Source organism: Clostridium sp. TW13, from assembly GCF_024345225.1.
Lineage (GTDB): Bacteria > Bacillota > Clostridia > Clostridiales > Clostridiaceae > Inconstantimicrobium > Inconstantimicrobium mannanitabidum.
On record NZ_BROD01000001.1, the window covers coordinates 1,982,069 to 2,001,627 of the forward strand.

At 29.2% G+C, this 19,559-nt stretch carries 22 protein-coding genes; 3 read left to right on the plus strand and 19 right to left on the minus strand.

Features of this window, described 5'->3' with window-relative positions; genetic code table 11:
• Window positions 1-22: 22 nt before the first annotated feature.
• The 3 genes from OCU47_RS09775 to OCU47_RS09785 form a co-directional block, all read right to left on the minus strand.
• The gene (locus tag OCU47_RS09775; RefSeq protein WP_261828414.1) at window positions 23-748 is read right to left on the minus strand and encodes a hypothetical protein; all 726 of its coding nucleotides are present in this window, start codon (window positions 746-748) and stop codon (window positions 23-25) included.
• 36 nt (window positions 749-784) lie between these two features.
• On the minus strand, window positions 785-1,003 hold the full coding sequence (locus tag OCU47_RS09780) for a hypothetical protein (protein WP_261828415.1): 219 nt from the start codon (window positions 1,001-1,003) through the stop codon (window positions 785-787).
• A 229-nt stretch (window positions 1,004-1,232) separates the two neighbouring features.
• Complete coding sequence (locus OCU47_RS09785) at window positions 1,233-2,126, minus strand: AraC family transcriptional regulator (protein ID WP_261828416.1); 894 nt, start codon at window positions 2,124-2,126, stop codon at window positions 1,233-1,235.
• A gap of 248 nt (window positions 2,127-2,374) precedes the next feature.
• Between OCU47_RS09785 and OCU47_RS09790 the strand changes: the two genes are divergently transcribed.
• Window positions 2,375-2,530: a hypothetical protein gene (locus OCU47_RS09790; protein WP_261828417.1), complete on the plus strand. Its 156-nt coding sequence runs from the start codon at window positions 2,375-2,377 to the stop codon at window positions 2,528-2,530.
• Window positions 2,531-2,614: 84 nt separating this feature from the next.
• Here OCU47_RS09790 and OCU47_RS09795 read toward each other — a convergent pair whose 3' ends face one another.
• From OCU47_RS09795 to OCU47_RS09830, 8 genes are all read right to left on the minus strand, one after another.
• The gene (locus OCU47_RS09795) at window positions 2,615-3,154 is read right to left on the minus strand and encodes a hypothetical protein (RefSeq protein ID WP_261828418.1); all 540 of its coding nucleotides are present in this window, start codon (window positions 3,152-3,154) and stop codon (window positions 2,615-2,617) included.
• Between the two features lie 124 nt (window positions 3,155-3,278).
• Window positions 3,279-4,928: a ribosomal protection-like ABC-F family protein gene (gene abc-f, locus OCU47_RS09800; RefSeq protein ID WP_261828419.1), complete on the minus strand. Its 1,650-nt coding sequence runs from the start codon at window positions 4,926-4,928 to the stop codon at window positions 3,279-3,281.
• A gap of 530 nt (window positions 4,929-5,458) precedes the next feature.
• Window positions 5,459-6,133, minus strand: coding sequence for a 7-cyano-7-deazaguanine synthase QueC (gene queC / locus OCU47_RS09805; RefSeq protein WP_376778058.1), 675 nt, complete (start codon window positions 6,131-6,133; stop codon window positions 5,459-5,461).
• A complete protein-coding gene (queF, locus tag OCU47_RS09810; protein WP_261828421.1) occupies window positions 6,130-6,612 on the minus strand; it encodes a preQ(1) synthase in 483 nt (160 codons plus the stop codon). The genes queC and queF overlap by 4 nt, the downstream gene beginning before the upstream one ends.
• A 2-nt stretch (window positions 6,613-6,614) precedes the next feature.
• The gene (locus OCU47_RS09815; RefSeq protein WP_261828422.1) at window positions 6,615-7,100 is read right to left on the minus strand and encodes a QueT transporter family protein; all 486 of its coding nucleotides are present in this window, start codon (window positions 7,098-7,100) and stop codon (window positions 6,615-6,617) included.
• A gap of 219 nt (window positions 7,101-7,319) precedes the next feature.
• Window positions 7,320-8,102 (minus strand): N-acetylmuramoyl-L-alanine amidase family protein, encoded by a 783-nt coding sequence (locus OCU47_RS09820; protein ID WP_261828423.1) that lies wholly within the window; start codon window positions 8,100-8,102, stop codon window positions 7,320-7,322.
• Between the two features lie 118 nt (window positions 8,103-8,220).
• On the minus strand, window positions 8,221-9,144 hold the full coding sequence (locus tag OCU47_RS09825; protein ID WP_261828424.1) for a polysaccharide deacetylase family protein: 924 nt from the start codon (window positions 9,142-9,144) through the stop codon (window positions 8,221-8,223).
• Window positions 9,145-9,479: 335 nt separating this feature from the next.
• Window positions 9,480-10,199, minus strand: coding sequence for a CBM21 domain-containing protein (locus OCU47_RS09830; protein WP_261828425.1), 720 nt, complete (start codon window positions 10,197-10,199; stop codon window positions 9,480-9,482).
• A 181-nt stretch (window positions 10,200-10,380) separates the two neighbouring features.
• On the opposite strand from OCU47_RS09830, the gene OCU47_RS09835 reads away from it, so the two are divergent.
• Together OCU47_RS09835 and OCU47_RS09840 are read left to right on the plus strand one after the other, a co-directional pair.
• Window positions 10,381-11,295 (plus strand): phosphatase domain-containing putative toxin, encoded by a 915-nt coding sequence (locus tag OCU47_RS09835; protein ID WP_261828426.1) that lies wholly within the window; start codon window positions 10,381-10,383, stop codon window positions 11,293-11,295.
• Window positions 11,296-11,433: 138 nt separating this feature from the next.
• Window positions 11,434-11,937: an amidase domain-containing protein gene (locus OCU47_RS09840; RefSeq protein ID WP_261828427.1), complete on the plus strand. Its 504-nt coding sequence runs from the start codon at window positions 11,434-11,436 to the stop codon at window positions 11,935-11,937.
• Window positions 11,938-12,007: 70 nt separating this feature from the next.
• On the opposite strand, the gene OCU47_RS09845 is transcribed toward OCU47_RS09840, so the two are convergent.
• From OCU47_RS09845 to OCU47_RS09880, 8 genes are all read right to left on the minus strand, one after another.
• Window positions 12,008-12,319 (minus strand): STAS-like domain-containing protein, encoded by a 312-nt coding sequence (locus OCU47_RS09845; protein ID WP_261828428.1) that lies wholly within the window; start codon window positions 12,317-12,319, stop codon window positions 12,008-12,010.
• Window positions 12,303-13,568 carry a hypothetical protein gene (locus tag OCU47_RS09850; protein WP_261828429.1) on the minus strand — a complete coding sequence of 422 codons (1,266 nt, stop codon included), beginning with the start codon at window positions 13,566-13,568 and terminating at the stop codon, window positions 12,303-12,305. The genes OCU47_RS09845 and OCU47_RS09850 overlap by 17 nt, the downstream gene beginning before the upstream one ends.
• Window positions 13,556-14,467 carry an ATP-binding protein gene (locus OCU47_RS09855; protein WP_261828430.1) on the minus strand — a complete coding sequence of 304 codons (912 nt, stop codon included), beginning with the start codon at window positions 14,465-14,467 and terminating at the stop codon, window positions 13,556-13,558. The genes OCU47_RS09850 and OCU47_RS09855 overlap by 13 nt, the downstream gene beginning before the upstream one ends.
• A gap of 395 nt (window positions 14,468-14,862) precedes the next feature.
• Complete coding sequence (gene mnmA / locus OCU47_RS09860; RefSeq protein WP_261830611.1) at window positions 14,863-15,939, minus strand: tRNA 2-thiouridine(34) synthase MnmA; 1,077 nt, start codon at window positions 15,937-15,939, stop codon at window positions 14,863-14,865.
• A gap of 7 nt (window positions 15,940-15,946) precedes the next feature.
• Entirely contained in the window at window positions 15,947-16,378 is a 432-nt protein-coding gene (nifU, locus tag OCU47_RS09865) for a Fe-S cluster assembly scaffold protein NifU (protein ID WP_261828431.1), read from the minus strand.
• The gene (nifS, locus tag OCU47_RS09870) at window positions 16,375-17,565 is read right to left on the minus strand and encodes a cysteine desulfurase NifS (protein WP_261828432.1); all 1,191 of its coding nucleotides are present in this window, start codon (window positions 17,563-17,565) and stop codon (window positions 16,375-16,377) included. Before nifS ends, nifU begins: the two co-directional genes overlap by 4 nt.
• 13 nt (window positions 17,566-17,578) lie before the next feature.
• Window positions 17,579-18,019, minus strand: coding sequence for an RrF2 family transcriptional regulator (locus OCU47_RS09875; RefSeq protein WP_261828433.1), 441 nt, complete (start codon window positions 18,017-18,019; stop codon window positions 17,579-17,581).
• 147 nt (window positions 18,020-18,166) lie between these two features.
• The gene (locus OCU47_RS09880) at window positions 18,167-19,438 is read right to left on the minus strand and encodes a replication-associated recombination protein A (protein WP_261828434.1); all 1,272 of its coding nucleotides are present in this window, start codon (window positions 19,436-19,438) and stop codon (window positions 18,167-18,169) included.
• Window positions 19,439-19,559: the final 121 nt, after the last annotated feature.

Below are 19,559 nucleotides of genomic sequence, written 5' to 3' on the forward strand. Positions count from 1 at the left end.
TATTAAAAATAAAACTTTACTCCTATTCCTTGCCTGTATTTATAGCTGATTCACTAATAATATAGCAAAGCTCCACTCTATTGAACCATTTTGTAGAATCAAGCTTCTCAATTACCTCTCCATTGATATCTTCTATATATTCAAGTCCTTCCACAGCCTTATATCCTACTTTTAGATTTCCTATTCTATATGCTATCATAGGCCACTCTGCATCTGTCATCCTATCTTTGGAATTCTCTGAAATCAGTTCTGCACACTTTCTTGAAAAACAGCAAGACCCAGCAGTTATATCAACTTCTTTTCCAAATTCTAAAGAAAATATTTTGTTTGCAATTTTCTCAGTCTCAATCCATTCAACAGGATGAGATTTGAATGCTCTCTCAGTTCTCCCCAAAATAGTATAATCATTATCTTTTACTTTGAGAATCATGCTTTTTAGTTCATCTGAATATCTATCAGCCCAGGTTAACAATCTATCAAAATCACAATAATGAAAATACTCACTACACCCTTCTAATGCAAATTTTATAGCTTCTCTTCTAGCATTAGCTGTTCCCTTTTTAGGAATAATTTTCACTTTAAATCCAGCTTCATCTAGCTCATCTATTAGTACCTTATCAGTCTTATCACTTACCGCTATAAACAGTTCATCATAAATTTCATTAAATAATGGTAAAAATCTTTTAGCTAAAGCACGATTGTTACCATTAGGATCGTGTGTAACACAAATTAATGCTGTAGAGTTCATATAACATTTCACTTCTTTCTTTAATATTTAAATTATTTACTGTCTTATTTTTAAAAGTTTTTCTTTTATTCTAGCAAAAATAAACTCTAACAAAGTACATAAGCAGGCAATTATAAATATACCTAAGGCAGTCTGCCATGAACAAAAAGGTTTATTTGCAATTCCTAAATAATTGTTTATTATATCCCCAATTATAATTCCAATTAGAAATATTATAAAATCTAATATTAATTTACTTATCTTAAACTTTTTCACAATATGCCACCTTCTAAAACCTTTGTTTATGTGTAATAATTTCCACAAACTTTACATGTATTATTATATCTTAAAAAATTCAATATTAAAATTATACTTTATATAATACCATATACATAATTCACACAAAAATAATGAAACTTTTATACAAATAAGAAAAACCACTACAAAATAATACAATAAGTTCTATTTTGTAATGGCTTTATTATTAATTATCTTATATAAGAAATCACTTCTTAACTATTGGTATATAAATATACATACATACTTTATTGTATTCCCATGGATGACAACGTTCATTATAAAACTCAAAATCAAGCTTACTATCATCAATTTCATATCCTGAATTAGGAAACCATTCTTCTAAAATATATGTCCAAGTACCTTTTATACTATTAACAAAATCATCCTCTTGTACTTCTGGCGTCATAAAAACTGCATAAGTCGCTGTTGGAACTTCAACCTTATACATTTCATCTAATGCATTACTGAAATCCCCAACCTCTACTCCCAGTACATAAGAAAACTCATCTGTATTCATATTAGTGTTTATGCAGATTCCATACTCTCCATGCTTTACTGTTTTTTGAGTTTCGTATAATTTTGCTTCTTTGCCTTCAATATCACACTTGTCCCAAAAAGCTGGAATATCTCTTGAATGAGTATTATTTCTTAATGTTGTATCAAATTTATATCCAACTATCTTGAAAGCATCTCTATTTATTATTTTAGGTTCCATTACTATCCCTCCAACCTTATTCTCTTTCAATTTCGTTAAATTAATCTTATTAGGAAACCCTTCTGGTGCGTGCATTCTATAATAATTTGGAGGATATCCAAAAGCTTTTCTAAATGCTTTTGTAAAACCAGAATGAGTTCCAAAACCTAAATTTAATGCTATATCTAATATTTTTTCCCCTTTACTTAAATGAAAAATACTATATTGTAACTTTCTTCTAGTTACATACTCCATAACTGTCATTCCTACAAAACTATTAAATACTCTGTAATAATGATAAGTTGAGAAACCAGAAATATTTGCAAGTTCTTCCACACTAATCTTTTTTGTTATATTATCATCAATATAGTCTATAGTTTTCTGAATTAAATCTATATAATCCATCGGTGTTAACACCTCCCAAATGAATTTTCTCCTGCAGGTTAACTATATATTATCACAGAACTTTAAGTTATTCTTTTCCTATATTGTCAAGTTTATAAAGTAACAGTATAATTTCACTATGTTTATTATATAATCTAAAAATATCCGTATCAAAGGAGTTTAGTTATGCCAAATTATTTATTGGAACTTAAGAAAAGTAGTTGAAAAAATTCCTATAATTATAAATGCTGCTAGGGTTGTACTAATGGATGAAAACAGAAAAATTCTACTTCAAAAAAGAACAGATAATAATAAATGGAGTTAAATTAGACTTCTTTTCTATAGATAATCTACCTGAAGAAATCCCCCCAAGTAATTGTCCTATTTTAGATGATGTAAAAAAAAAGATTTGCACATATTTTTAGATATGTGCAAATAAATAGTTATCATTACTACTCTTGTGATTCTATCATAAATATTCTAAACAATACTCTAAAAATTTAATATCTCTATGATTGTCCTCTTTTTATTGGACACCCAAGCAAAAATCCTACAGAGCCAGCAACAAAATCTCTTAGTTGAGAAATTGTTGCAGCTGTTGTTGTATTTATAATATTCATATTTCTAGCAATTAATAATACAACAAGTGAAATTACGCCTATTACTGTTGCAATTACTATTTGCTGCTCGTTTATATTCCTTGATTGTTCATTTTCATCTTTATTATCTAAATTATCAATTTCCAACTTATTTTCATAAGTTACACTTGTTTCGTCTAAAATTCTATTATTTTTAGCATACTTAGATTTTTTAATACTAGGCCTGTTTAAAAAATTACTGCTTAAGAAATATCCAAAGATCGATGCTGATGTTGTTCTCACTACAATATCTATAACATTTGAATTTTGTAATGTTGATTCATTAAAAAATAAATTATATATTGATTGTGTCATAAGAATAATCATAAAAATAATAAGACACCTATCAACTAATTTAACTCTTTTTAGGGATTCATTGAAATAGAACAACAAATTCCTAAGACTTTTCATTTGCTCATCACCTCTAATGGCAGATATACTTTTGTTTTCAAATATAAAATACATTATAAAAATCATATTAATATACTATACTCACAAATATAAATATCAGTGCAAATCACAATAAAGTTATAAATTAGTTAGTCTTAGCCATTTTACCCGAATTTCTTAACTCCATAAGATTTTTATATTGCTTGTCAAGTTCTTCGTACTCAGGAGTATTCGGTGTAGTTTCACTAAGAACTCCCACTACATAGGCAAGTCTATTTTCTAAAATCATGCTTTGTTCCATCTGCTCACGACTTAAATTTGCCTTTTTTTGAACTTTCTTTTTGTTTAAGTTTTGTAAATACTCATTAATGCCATATTCATAACGAGTTATTTTACTTTTGTCAAATACCAATAGCTTATCACATATTTTTTCTAGCATATATCTATCATGAGTTACTAAGATGATTGTTCCCTTATATCTATTTAATGCCTCCTCTAATTGTTCCCTTACATGAAGATCAATGTGATTAGTTGGCTCATCTAAAATCAATACCTCACACTTTTCTTTTATCATAAGCAACAACTTAAGTTTCATTCTTTCCCCAAGACTTAAACATCCTATTTTTTTAGACAAACTTTCAGAATCAAAACCCATTAGATTTAATTCTGTTCTTATCTCTCCTAATTCTTCTCTATTTCTTACATCAAAGATTTCTAAAATAGTAAGTTCCTCTTGCATTCCAGTAACTTCTTGGCTTATATATCCTATTTTCTTTGTTTGGCTTACATACAACTCACCATCAAGAGATACTTCTCCTAGAATTGCCTTAATCAAAGTTGATTTACCACAACCATTGATGCCATATAATCCAATTTTTTCTCCAGGCTTTATATAGAAAGATGTGTTCTTAAATAGAATCTTTTCATCAAATTTTTTTGCAACATCCTTTGCCTCAACTATTACTGATCCTACCCTTTTAGCCTCATCAATTTGAAAAAATACTCCGGCTTCTTCCTTTGGTTTTTCGATTCCTTCTATATTTATCTTTTCCAGCCTTTTTATACGTGATTTAATTTGCTGATCCATTTTTTTAGCCTTAGCTCTATTAAACTGCTTACCGCCTTTTTTATTTCCGGAAATACGTGCCTTAACTGCAGCCTCCCTATGAGCCTTACCAGACCAGTTCTTTAATTCTTCTATTTGAGTTCTTATTTTATCTTTTATCTTTTCTTGTTCAAAATATAGATGAAGATTATCTTCATATTCTTTCTTCTTTTTGTCTCTATAATTAGAATAGTTTCCTTTATAGCTTGCGACTGTGCAGCTTTCTATTTCCACTATTCTAGTTACGCATTGATCTAAAAAATATCTATCATGGGAAATTATTATAACTGTGCCCCTAAAAGCTTTTACTCTTTTGATTAACCAATTTACACCTTCATAATCCAAATGATTAGTTGGTTCATCCAGTATCAACATATTACATTTACTGTATAATACCTGTGTAAGTAAAGCTTTTGTTTTTTCACCCCCACTTAAGGTGTTTTTTAAATCTTTATAATCTGTTGCTTGCTGCATATATCCGATTTGAATACCGGATTTATACCAAATTATTTCTCCAGAAGTAGCTTCTAAATTTCCAGTTAAAATGTTAGCTAAAGTAGTTTTACCAACTCCATTATTACCTACAATACCAATCTTTTCACCTAATTGAACCTCTATATTTATATCTTTTAATATGGTTGTATCTCCATATTCCTTATTTACATTTTTACATTGCAATAAAACTGTCAAATTAACACCTCATTCTTTCTTGAGGTACACCTTGCTTTTTATGCTATTCTTCTTTATTGGATCTTACCTTACTACTATATTCTTTTACACTACAATAACTTAAATTAATACAAAAGGACCATAAATGAACTTCTGCTCATCTATAGTCCTACTATTTCACAATCCACTTTTTATTACTACTAATCTCCTTAATATAAACAAAGATTTATAAACCCATTAAATATAAAATTAGCATAATAGTAATATAATAAAAAGCCCAGAAGAACTTATATATGAACAACTCACGATTTTTCTAGAGTTGTAGACTTCACTAAACTTAAATTAAAGTCCAGCTTTGCCCAAATATCATTAACTTCTCATATTTTTTTGCACAACAAATAAAGGTATTCCTCTTAAATTGTTTAACAAAACTAAATAATGATTAAGCTAATAATATTCGCATTTCGTTCTCCTTTCTTTTTGTCCGTATTTGAATTCTAATATTATGTTATACAATTATCAGATTATTGTCAACACAAATAATATTTTACTTATCTTTGTCTGTATTTTTTATAAAATTCCTCTAAACCTTTTGCTCTCAATAAACATGAAGGGCAAGTGCCACAACCATCCCCTACTATGCCGTTATAGCAAGTTAATGTTTTATTTTTTATTATATCAAACACTCCTAAGTCATCACTTAACTTCCATGTGTCACATTTATCTAACCACATAAGTGGAGTATGAATTACAAACTCATAGTTCATTGCTAGATTTAATGTTACATTTAAGGATTTAATAAAAGTATCTCTACAATCCGGATATCCACTAAAATCACTTTGAGAAACTCCAGTGACTATATGTCTTATATTATGAGTCTTAGCAAAAATTGCTGCAAAATTTAAAAAAACTAAATTTCTTCCCTCAACAAAACTATTAGGAGTAGAGTCACCTTTTTTAGCTGCCTTTACTTCAATATCACTTCTAGTTAATGAGTTTGAAGTAAGTTTATTTAATAAAGTCATATCCAAGATTTCATAATTGACATCATATTCTTCACAAATCCTCTTGGCACATTCTAATTCTAATTTATGTCTTTGGCCATAATCGAAGCCTATAGCTGTAACATTTCTAAAATTCTGTTTAGCCCAAAATAAGCAGGTAGTACTATCTTGACCTCCACTTAATACAACTAAAACATCTTCATTCTTTATACTACTCATTATCTGTTGTCCACCTTCTCTGGATACATATCATGATTAGCAAGTCTATTAAAAGCTACCTCTTCCCACCTTGTACCTGGCTTACCATAGTTACAGTATGGATCAATAGAAATTCCTCCTCTTGGAGTGAACTTTCCCCATACCTCTATATATTTAGGGTCCATAAGCTTTATTAAATCCTTCATTATTATATTCATACAGTCCTCATGAAAATCTCCATGATTTCTAAAACTAAATAAATATAATTTTAAAGATTTACTCTCCACCATCTTCAAGTTTGGTACATATGAAATATAGATTGTTGCAAAATCTGGTTGAGAAGTTATTGGGCACAAACTTGTGAACTCTGGACAATTAAATTTCACAAAATAATCATTTTCAGGATGCTTGTTATCAAAACTTTCTAACACTTCAGGAGTGTAAGAAAAATTATATTTAACATTTTGGTTTCCTAATAAGTTTAATTCTAAATCTTCCCTCATCTTTATTCTCCTATTCTCGTATTTAATGCTTTTACTAAAAATGTACCTAAAACAGCTGGTACCACTTGTCCTAAACAAAGACTACAAGCTAGTGGTATGTAAGGTATATTTAATAAAATTGATAACCATATAGGCACTATAAGTCCTGGAACAAAGATTATAGGAAGTGTCATAAGATATGCATTTAGCTTATACTTACGAATTCCGTAAACTAATAGGGAGGTTATTATCCCAACTAGTCCTCCACCTATAATATCAAAAATACCAAGGCCACCTAATAATAAATTCGATAAGACATTTGATAAACCAAGTGGCAAAACTAAGAAGGGACATAGATAAGCTAAAGCATACAAGGTTGTAGCAATACGTATTTGTATAGCACCAAAAGCAAAGCTTTGAGTTACTATCATTATTACAACATATAAAGCAATAACTATACCGGATACAGTAAGTTTTTTAGTTCTTGAAATGCGGTTGCTTAATTCCATATAAATCACCTCCAAAAAAATAAAGGGTAGATTTTACTCCACCCTAAAAAACATAGAAATACAACTTTTCTATTCTCTTCCTAGTTTTGTTTATAGACAGGATGGTTACGAACTGTCTTATTAAATTCTACTTGATTATAATGTATCTGATTCAGAAAAGCAAGTATAGTACATTATTAAAATTGATTTTATTCAAAAGTTTTGAAATGACATATAAATTTATTTTTTTATACTATCACCATAATTTAGAATAGCAGAAGCTATAGCCTCAGCACATTTAGTTTGTCCACTATCAGATGATATGTATTTACAATCACCTTTATTGCTTAGATAACCAAGTTCTACTAAAGCTGATGCAGGGCAATCATTTTTTCTAAGTACATATATAGGATTAGTAGCTTTATATCTTATTTTACGATCTGAAGTATAGTGTAAATCACTAAGTTTATTTTCTATATCTTTTGCTAATTCTTCACCCTTTGTCTTAGGAAAATTACAACATACTTCCAACCCTTTAACTGATGAATCAGTATAGTCATTACAATGAATAGCTACAAAAATGTCTGCCTTACTATCATGACAAATTTGTACTCTTTTAGCTAAATCTTCCTTTTCCTTTTGACCTAGAATTGTTTTATCATCCTTGCGAGTGTAAACTACTTCCACACCACTTTTCTCTAATATTTCGCCAACTTTCAATCCAACTTTAAGAACTACATCTTTTTCAAAAATACCATCCGTACTGCTTGTCCCTTTATCGTACGCACCATGGCCTGGATCAATACATACAATATAACTTTTCTTTGGTTTAACTGTAACATTACTGCTATTAACTTTGTTTACAATAGTAACCTTATTGTTTGTTGCTATTGCTGCATTATCTTGCTTGTGAAAACCGTGAAATGTCATTATAATAAGTCCAATTAATGCAATGCATATTACGGAAACACTAATGCCAAATCTTTTAAGTTCAATTTTAATTCTTTTTCCTCTTATTCTCATTTTAAATCCCCTAACTTTATACACATATAAAAAATAACCATTAAACTTATAGAAATTATTTTTAAACTATTTATCTTTCCCCATCCCTAAGATAAAATTATTATACACTATAAATCAATTAATTGGGAAGTTCATCTAGAGTTTTAAATTCATATCCTTTGCTCTTCCATTCTTTAATTAAGCTGTCTAATATACTGGCATTAGTTTTAGACATAGCATGAAGTAAACAAATCATTCCATCTTTAGTATTTTTCATAATAGTAACTTTAGCTGCCTCTGGTACTGGCTGATTTTGGGCATCAAAATCCCTATAAGCAAAAGTAAAGAATATAGATTTATATCCAAGCTTCTGAGTATAATATAAAGACAACTCACTAAAAGTTCCTTCTGGAGGTCTAAAATAATGAGACATTTTACATCCCTCAATACTATTTACTACTTTTTCTACACCAGTAATTTCTTCATCAAAAGCATTTTCATTGATAAATTTAGGCATAGATTTATGTTGAACAGAATGATTCCCTATAATATGTCCTTCTTTGCTCATTCTCTTAATTAGATTAGCATCAGGAACACCTTTATAACTTCCTGTAACAAAAGGCTTTGTTACAAAGAATGCAGCATGCACATTATTAGCTTTAAGAGTATCTAAAATACTTGCTGTATACCCATTTTCATACCCTTCATCAAATGTAAGATAAATTATTTTTTTTGAAGTATCTCCAAAACCATATCCTTTGTATTTCTCTAATAACTTGCTATCCTCCTTAGCTGAATACAGCCAAGACCAGTTTATTGCCTTTGTTGATAGTGAAGATATATTTTTCACAACTACTGGAGTAAAGGATTTAGACGTATCTGAATCCTTTGATACAGTTTCATCTGATTTTTGTTCTGATGGTTTATTAATATTTTTTTCACTTTGTGTATTTGCTTGCTGTTGCTTATTATTTGCATTAGGTACTGAATTATTATTTGTTTCTCCACATCCTGATAACAATAAAGCCAAAGCAAAACATAATATTAGGTTTACTTTTCGCAATTTTACGCCTCCAACCTTTATATTAAATATATTTATATTTAATTATATCCTTTTTGTAATTTAATAATATTACAATTTAATTTCATAAGCAATTTAATTAACATAATTAAAATATTTTTAACAATTAATGCCTTATTTTTATTATTATGTAGTTAATAATCATTCATGCTATTTGTTCACTCTTCCGGTTTCAGCAGTATTTACGATGATTTTCTATATTATGTACAATTATTAATCTTATTCTCAAAATATATCAAAACAAAACACCAAGTAAAGTTTATTATAAATAAAAACTTACTTGGTGTACAATTTAAGTATTAATACACTATGCTTATTTATCTTGTATAAGTATAATTTTGTCCAAAGCAATTATCCCAGTATACTTGTCCGTTAACTTCATAAGAAACTGCATATTGGAAACCATCCATATTGACATTTTCTATTGTAGTTTGCCAAACTTCTGTATTATCATCATTTGATGATTTATAACTTAGATTAGCTTCTTTGAATGTCTTCCAATTATCTAACGTATAACGAACTTTAACAACTTTCTCATATCCTAAATTCTTTACAGTAGCTACTATTGGGTAAGCACCATTTATTAGATATGGAAGCTTATTCACTTTAATATTAGCAGTTCCTAATACATTGTTTTGTGTGTAATTTTGTCCGTTATTGTTGTCCCAATATGTCTTGCCATTAACTTCATATTTAATAGCATATTTAACTGGTCCTAAAGACATAACATCAACCTTCCATAAATCTGTACCATCTGGAAGTTTTGTGAATTTTGCACCAGGGATTTCTCTCCAGTAATTTGTTTCCCCTGTAAGAGCCCAAATTGATACTTTTTCATTATCTCCTAAACTTTTTATCTGAGCATAAACACTTAAATTTGTTTCACCTAGATGACCTGTATAAGTGTTTGTAAAGTATAAATGTACTGGTGACAATTCTTCAGCTTTTGCTACTAAACCTTTAGATTGAAATACAAATAATGTACCGAACATACATAATGCTAATAGCATTACTCCCATTTTTTTAATTATTCTCATTTTACCACCTCTTTCAAAATTTATATATTAATTATAACATATTATCCATTATTTAAAACATATTACTTTTTATTGTTAAAATTCAATAATTTAATTTTAACAATAAATCATCATTTTTTTAATAAAACTTCATGTTTAGTGCAAATTATACTTATATGATTTATATTAGAGGTGAGAAAAATTGAGAAAACTAACAAATTTTAAACTTATTTTGTATATACTTGTATTACCTTTTGTTTTTTTATTGAGTGCCAATGCAAATAATTATGTTATGTTGGCTAATTCCTCAAATTCTGATGAAATACAGTTAATCTTAGATAACGTACACTATGATAAACTTCCAAATCATTTTCGAACCACATCTAATTTAGCTAAACTTAAAAATAGTAATTTTAATTTAGCTGGACTTAATGAATTAAATATATCCGGTAGTCAACAATTCTCAAAAAATAATTTGTCTATCTTATTAAAGAATATAGGTACCAACTTACCTATTACTATAATTGATTTAAGACAAGAATCCCATGGATTTATTAATGAATTTCCTGTTAGCTGGGAAAACAAAAGGGATAATGCTAACACTGGATTAAGTGTTTCCCAAATTACAATGAGAGAGCGTTCATTATTAAAAGATATTCCTTTAAATCAACCATTAACCTTTACTAACAAACCTGAAGTGACTGTAATTCCTAAAACTACTTTTGATGAACAAGATTTAGTAAAAGAAAATAATTTGTCATATTTACGGTTGCCTGTTACTGACTATGAACTTCCTACAAATCAAGCTATAGATTACTTTACTCAGTTTGTCAAAAAGCACCCCCGAAATACTTGGATACATTTCCATTGCAAAGAGGGTGTAGGAAGAACAACAACCTTCATGATTATGTATGATATTATGAAGAATTGTAACTTGGCTACTTTAGACGAGATAATTCAAAGGCAAACATCTCTTCCAAGCTTCGATACTTCTACAATAGAAAACTTTTCAAAATCTAATAATAAGGATTTTTTCTCAAAGTTTTATTTCTATTGTAAAGCAAATGGCAAAGATCTAAATCCTAGTTGGAGCAATTGGTTAAAATTGAATCCTTAATTTTTGTGTAGGACATCTGAAAATGAATAGGTCAATATACTAGCACATATTGACTTATTTATTTTTTGGAAGATGCCTAAAGCTGTCTTCAAAATAATAATTATATTATTATAATTGTTTAAATTATTGGAGGTAGTTATGAAAACTTCAACACTAATTCCTTTTAATCGTGAAAAAATGAAATTGTATCAAGATAGAAATTGGAATAGAAGAGTGTCTCCTTGGGGGGATTTTTCAGAGATAGGTGGTGATTGCACTAATTATGCTTCTCAAGTTATTTATGCTGGTGGAGCACCAATGATTAAAGGATATACACTTGAATGGTACTACTATAGCTATCAAAATAGATCTCCATCTTGGACAAGCGCAGAATTGCTTTATAATTTTTTGTCTCACAATAATTCTACAGGCCCACACGGTAAAGAAATATCATCTATAAATGATTTATTAACTGGAGACTTAATTCAATTAGACTTTACTGGTGATGGCAAATTTGATCATACAGCAGTAGTTTATAATCCTACTGGATACCTGAATAAATTTCCTACCATCACTGCTCATTCTTTGGATCGGTTTAATCAACCACTAAATGTATTTAATTATTCTTCATTAAGACTTATTCATCTAACTGGCTATATGTAAACTAATAATAAATACAGTAAAGGTGTAGAAATAAAAATTCTACACCTTTACTAATTACTCTATAAATATCTCAAGATACGTTTGCATTAGACATCTGAATAGCATTTATAACTACTAATCTAAGTAATTCCAAATCATAAGAATCTTCAATATTTTTTACCTTCAAAAAATCCTTCAACTCATCTCTGGTGTATTTCTTGTACAATTTTCCAATAGCATTATTTAAGAAGGCTGTAGTTATCAATTTTAATTCCCTGAAATCTAAATACACTTCATCAACATTTTTTTTGATAGCAGATTCAACTTCATTATAAATTAAATCACCTTGCTCATTATCTGAAGCAAAGTCTGATTTTATCACATTCTTAATTATTATCTCCATAAACCTTCCTCCTTTTTCTCATGCATTCATTCCTTATGTCTATGAGTATATTATACACCAAATAAACATGCATTTTACCTATTTTATGATTAAAATACTCACTTTCGTCAATTTTTATATTTGAAAACTTTTCTTTAATCTCAGCTCCTACCAAATAATAATCCTTAAATCCCTTTTCATTATCTAATATTTTTATTTTATCACAGATTTCTTCAATTTGTTCTAATGAAACCTGTCTAATTTGATTATAATTCGTAGGATTAGAAATTTTGAATTTATCGTAAAGCTTTCTATCGTAGACATGCTCTCTGCAATAATTAGTAAATAAGGCCAAATTATCTTTATATACTGTCTTATGTTCATTATCATTAGCCTTATCTTTAAATCTAGTGGAACAATATATTATCCCTTCAAAATTATTCTTCTTTATTATCTGAGCTAACATCTGTGGTAAAACATATTCTTCACAAAATGAAAAACCTTTATGCTCCTTTCTTTTTTGAAAACTGCATACACTGGATAAAATAAGTTTATAAAATTCCAATCTCAACTTTTCAAAGTTAGCCTTCTTGTGATATCCTGTAAACTGAAGATATTCACTATCATCGATTAAATCATGCAATGGATTATATCTAAAATATTTATAAAACTCATTTCTTAAATCAAATACTTTAAATGGCTTCATAACTTTAAATGTAGAAAAATTTATTTCACTAAAATCATTAAAATCCCCATCAAGTTCTGAAACTACATCAAAAACAGAAAAACCTAAATAAAGCAATGGTTGTCCAGTTAAACTATATCTTTGATTAGAAATCAAATATCTTTTATTATATGGTATGTGAAACATATCCCAATGTGTTAATATTGACTTACTAAATCTTCCTCTAAATAATATATCATTTTCTAAATTTTTATTAAAACTTAGCAATTGAAAATCTTTTAACAGTTTTTCGAATTTATTTAAAGCTTGCTGCCCATTTGTATCTATCCATTCAATATATATTTGGATAAGACTATCAAAGAACATAGCAACTTCTTCTATACTAATAGAAGTAATAAGATTATATAAAAATTTATAATCTTTATCTTCTTCTGGCATTTTACTTTCTTTAATTAATATCAATTCAGAAATAAAATTATCTCTATATCGCTCCAAAGCTTCTTCATATTTTTCACTTTGAGTTTGAGCGATATTTCTTAAATCTTCTTGATAATCATCATGTAAAAAATTTGTTAAAGATTCCATAAGCCCTCTCCTATAATATCATCTATACTTATAGTTTCAATTTTTAATTTATAGTAATTAAACACATTATAATCTAAAGGTATTTTTATTGTAATCAAAGTTCCGGGAAATGAACTCTTCATTTCATAGCTTTCGACCTTGCTATTATTTTCAAACCAATATCCTCTGCCGGATACTATCCATAATGCCCCTTTATTGCTTTGTATAAATCTTCTTGTAGTATAAAAACCTAAACCACCTGATTCACAATTGCTTCTTGTGGAACTTGACCTTTTTACAGCCCAACATATTGCTTCTATTTCCTTACCAAATATGTATCTATTTTTTTCTTCTATATTTTTAGAAATAGTTATACCATGATTACTTATGCTTAAGCACAACTCTTTTTTTTCTTCGTCATAATACCCACATACACTAACATCTTTTGATTTTGTATGCATTTTTACATTTACAAACATCTCACTAAGTACTCTTGTAACTTCCTTTTCTTCACAATAAACTTTATTATTATTAGTGAATAAATTTAATTTTCCCAACAAATCTTTTTCAAAAACATCCTTTTGTTTTACAGAAAACCTTCTATATGATAACAAATCTTCTGGTTCCTTCCTAACATTTCTACATATATGGTACATAAAGTTATTAGAAATAAGCATTTTATTAATTCTTTCTTGAACATTAAAAAAAGCAATTTCATTGCCCTTACTTTTTATTTTTTCTATTATCATACCTAAAGGAGCACACATATTAGGAAAAATATTCTGAGTATTTGATAAATCAAATACAATTAAAGTTTTTCTTCTATTCTTTAATGAATGCCACAAATTAGATAAAAAAATTATATCATTTTTTCTATTTTCAAGCCTTCTTGGGAAATTAATAATAACTTGCCGTTCCACTTATATCCCTACTTTATATCAGAATTTAGTATTTATGTAGTATAAGAACTATATAAATACTAAGCTAATTACCAAAATAACTACATTAATTTATTCACTCTAATTATTCTATAATAATTAATTAAATTCTTCAAGTACTGTAATTTAATTACTGACAATATCTTTTATAGAATTCCCCCAAGAAGTATATGTAACTCTATTAAAATTCTTTTGTAATAACATACTTTAAAATATATTCTAAAAATTATAACAATATAAGCTCTAAAACATATATTTTAGGAAAATAATTTTAGCAAAAAAATAAGGATTGCTAATATAAAAAAAAGTAAAGTGATGAGACTTTAAGATTCCCATCACTTTACTTTTTAATCAAATAGAGTAACTCCTTATTTCAACTATAAAATTTTCTCTATTATTCCGCCGCCTACAACTTTATTGCCATCGTAGAAAACAACAGATTGACCTTTTGTTATAGCTCTTTGCTTATCCTTAAAAGATACTTTCACTTTTCCATCTCCAGCTGGCGAAATCACTGCATCAGATGGCTTCGCTGAATATCTTATCTTAGCTTGAACATTAAGGTCTCCTTCTAATTTATCTATAGAAATAAAATTAATATCCTTTGCTAAAAGGTCAGTTTTGAAAATATCTTCCTCTGCTCCTATAACAACTTGGTTAGTTCTTGGATTAATGTCTGTAACAAATACAGGTCTTCCTAAAGCTATACCTAGACCTTTTCTTTGTCCTATAGTATAGTATACTATTCCCTTATGCTTTCCAAGAATATTTCCATTTTTATCAACAAAGTTACCTGACTTCACCTTCTTAGGTTCTGCATTAGCTATGTATAAACCATGATTATTATCTGGAATAAAGCATATTTCTTCACTATCTTTCTTGTTATGCACTGCCAATCCAATTTCCTTAGCAATTTCTCTTATTTTATCCTTTGTATAATCTCCGCAAGGCATTAGTGTATGCTTAAGTTGTTCTTGAGTTAAATTATATAAAGCATAGGTTTGATCTTTTTTGTCATCCTCTGCTCTTATTAACTGATATCTACCATTTTCCTCTGAAATCTTAGCATAATGACCCGTAGCTACATATTCAGCTCCTATAGCCCTTGCCTTCATTAGTAATTCATCAAATTTTAAATGCTTATTGCATTGTATACATGGATTTGGAGTATTCCCATTTATATATTCTTCTACAAAATAATCAATTACTTTATTTTTAAAACTATCTCTAAAATTCAAAACATAAAAAGGTATACCAATTTTATTGGCTACCCTTCTCGCATCTTCTACAGCTGAAAGTGAACAACATCCACCTTCTCTTTCTTCATATTCCTTGTCTTCCTGCCAAATCTGCATGGTTACACCAATTACATCATAGCCTTGTTCCTTTAAAAGGTATGCAGCAACGGAGCTATCTACTCCGCCGCTCATACCTATAACTACTTTTTTCTTCATATCTTTATTATTCTCCATGAACTTCCTCATGAATATGTTCTGAATGTTCTTCCATAGCTATTGGCTCTAAACCTTGTCTTACTCTATAATCATTAATTGCCTTATGAATTGCTTCTTCTGCAAGCACTGAACAATGCATTTTTACTGGTGGAAGACCATCTAAAGCTTCTGCAACTGCTTGATTTGTCAATGTCCATGCTTCCTCTAAAGTTTTTCCTTTAATTAATTCTGTAGCCATACTTGATGAAGCTATGGCAGAACCACATCCATAAGTTTTAAATTTAACATCTTCAATTATGTTGTTTTCTACTTTAAGATATATTCTCATTATATCTCCGCATTTTGCGTTACCAACTTCTCCTATACCGTTAGCATCTTCAATTTCTCCAACATTTCTAGGATTTTTAAAATGTTCCATTACCTTATCACTGTATATCATAGTCTTACCTCTCCTTTTTTAATAGCATCTTCCCATAATGGTGACATGCTTCTTAATCTTTCAATTATTCCTGGCAATACATTTATGACGTGATCCACATCTTCTTCTGTAGAACCATCACCTAAAGTTAATCTTAAAGATCCATGAGCTATTTCATGTGGCAATCCTATTGCTAATAAAACATGTGAAGGATCTAGAGATCCAGATGTACATGCACTACCACTTGAAGCACATATTCCTTCAAAGTCTAACATTAATAGTATTGATTCACCTTCAATATATTCAAAGCAAACATTTGCATTTCCAGGTAATCTCTTATCACCTCTAGGTCCATTAAGTCTAGAATATGGTATCTTTAATAATCCATCTATTAATCTATCTCTTAGGGCAGTCATCTTCTTAGCATGTTCCTCTACATTTTTACCTGCAAGCTCCATAGCTTTGCCAAGTCCAACTATAGCTGGTATGTTTTCTGTGCCAGCTCTTCTGGCTCTTTCTTGACCACCACCATGAATTAGGTTATCAATTCTTACACCTTTTCTAATATAAAGAACTCCTATACCCTTAGGTCCATAAATTTTATGTCCAGCTAAAGATAATAAATCTATATTTAATGCTTTGACATCTATTGGAACATTCCCTACTGCTTGAACTGCATCTGTGTGGAAAAATATTTTTTTCTCTTTACAAATTTCACCGATTTCTTTTATTGGTTCAATAGTACCAATCTCATTGTTAGCAAACATTACTGAAACTAAAATAGTTTCAGGTCTAATAGCTGCTTTTAAATCCTCTATGCTTATAAGCCCTTCCTTATCTACATCAAGATAAGTCACTTCAAACCCTTGCTTCTCTAGGTATTGGCAAGTATGTAAAACAGCATGATGTTCTATTTTTGTAGTAATTATATGATTACCTTTTTTTCTATTTGCAAAAGCCACACCTTTAATTGCCCAGTTATCAGCTTCTGAACCACCACCTGTGAAATAAACTTCTGAATCTTCACAGTTTAAAGTCTTTGCTATCTTTGTTCTGGCTTCATCTATTGCCATTTTAGTCTTTCTTGAAATTCCATAAAAAGATGATGGATTTCCAAAGTTTTCACTGAAATATGGTAACATCTCTTCTAAAACTTCTGGTTTAACATAAGTTGTAGCTGAATAGTCCATATATACAACTTTATCCATAAATATCACTCCTCTATATCAAATAAGAACCATTGTTCTTTGCTTGCATATCTTTATAATCTTTTACTATATCTTCCAATGTAGTTGACTGCATAACGTCATCAATGCTATTCTTTATTCTTTGCCATAAAAGTCTAGTAGCACAACAATCCACATTATCACAAGCTGTACCATCTATACAATCTGCTATTTCAATAGGTCCTTCCAAAACATCCATAACCTCAGCTACTGTAATATCCTTAGGATCTCTATTTAACACATAACCACCTTGAGCTCCCCTAACACTCTTTATAAGTTTTGCCTTTCTAAGAGGACTAAAAAGTTGCTCTAAGTAATATTCTGATATATTTTGTCTTTGGCCTATAGTTTTTATTGAAATTGGGTCTCCACCATAGTTTACTGCTAATTCCACCATAGCTTTAACTCCATATTTACCTTTCGTCGATAATTTCATTTTCTCACCCCTCAATGTCGAGTAATCTACTAAGATTTATATTATCAAATCAGACTTAAATTGTCAACAATCAAGTATATCTGATTTTCACTTATTTTCCTACTATATTACCGTTATAGTCTATTCTTTGATTTATAGTATAAATTACTAGCTATTCTTTAGCTTCTCCCAATATTCCTTAATTATATTTTCATTTTTATTTTTCCCCGGAAAGTAATAATTTATATCCTTAATTTCATCTGGCAGATATTGCTGATGCACATATGAGTTTTCATAATTATGAGGATATTTATAAGTTACTCCTCTACCCAATGCAGATGCCCCAGAATAATGTGCATCCTTAAGGTGAAGAGGTATATCCCCTGTGTTTTTACTCTCCAAGTCTTGTGAAGCTAAATCAATTGCCTTAACTGCTGAATTAGATTTAGGAGACGTAGCTAATAATAAAGTAGCCTCTGCCAAAGGAATTCTAGCCTCTGGAAAACCTAACTGCATAGCACTATCTACACAACTCTTTACTATTGTTATAGCCATTGGATACGCAAGCCCAACATCCTCTGCTGCAATTACAAGCAATCTCCTGCATATTATCTGTAAATCATCTGCCTTAATTAGTCTCGCTAAATAATGAATGGCTGCATCCGGATCACTACCTCTTATAGATTTTTGGAATGCGCTAATAATATCATAATGACTGTCTCCATTCACATCATAATTAATAACCTTATTCTGTGTAGAATCTACTGCTACTTCCTGATTTATATCAATTATAGCGTTGCTATTTGGAGAAGTTGAATTAATAGCAAGTTCCAACCCATTAATAGCCTTTCTCACATCTCCATTTGAAGAAGCTGAAAAATGGTCGTAAGCTTCTTCAGTAACGTTAATTTTTATGTTTTTATACTCTTCTTCACATATTTTAACAGCCCTTTTAAGTGCCTTTTTTATTTCAGCATTGCTAACTGGCTTAAATTCAAAAACTGTGGATCTACTAATTATAGCCTTATAAATATAATGATATGGATTTTCTGTAGTAGAAGCTATTAATGTAATTCTTCCATCTTCAATGTATTGAAGTAAAGATTGTTGCTGTTTCTTATTGAAATTTTGAATTTCATCTAAGTACAATAAAACTCCATCTGAAGCCATAAAGGTATTTAAATTTTTCGTGATATCATCTATATCCTTTAATGAGGCTGTGGTAGCATTCAATTTGTATAGAGTTTTATTTGATTTTTCTGCTATTATCCTAGCTACAGTAGTTTTTCCAACTCCTGGTGGTCCATAAAAAATCATATTATTTACTAATCCACTATCAATAATTCTTCTTAATATTTTATTTTGTGAAACTAAGTGTTCTTGGCCTATAACCTCGTCTAAATTTGTAGGTCTAATTTTATCCGCTAAAGGCTGTCTCATATTATCACTCCAAACTTTATAACACTAACATGATTTTACAATAAATAATATACTTATACAAACTAAATTCTTATGTTTTTTCTATTTTTCTTAATATATTTGTCATCTCAAATTAGAACAA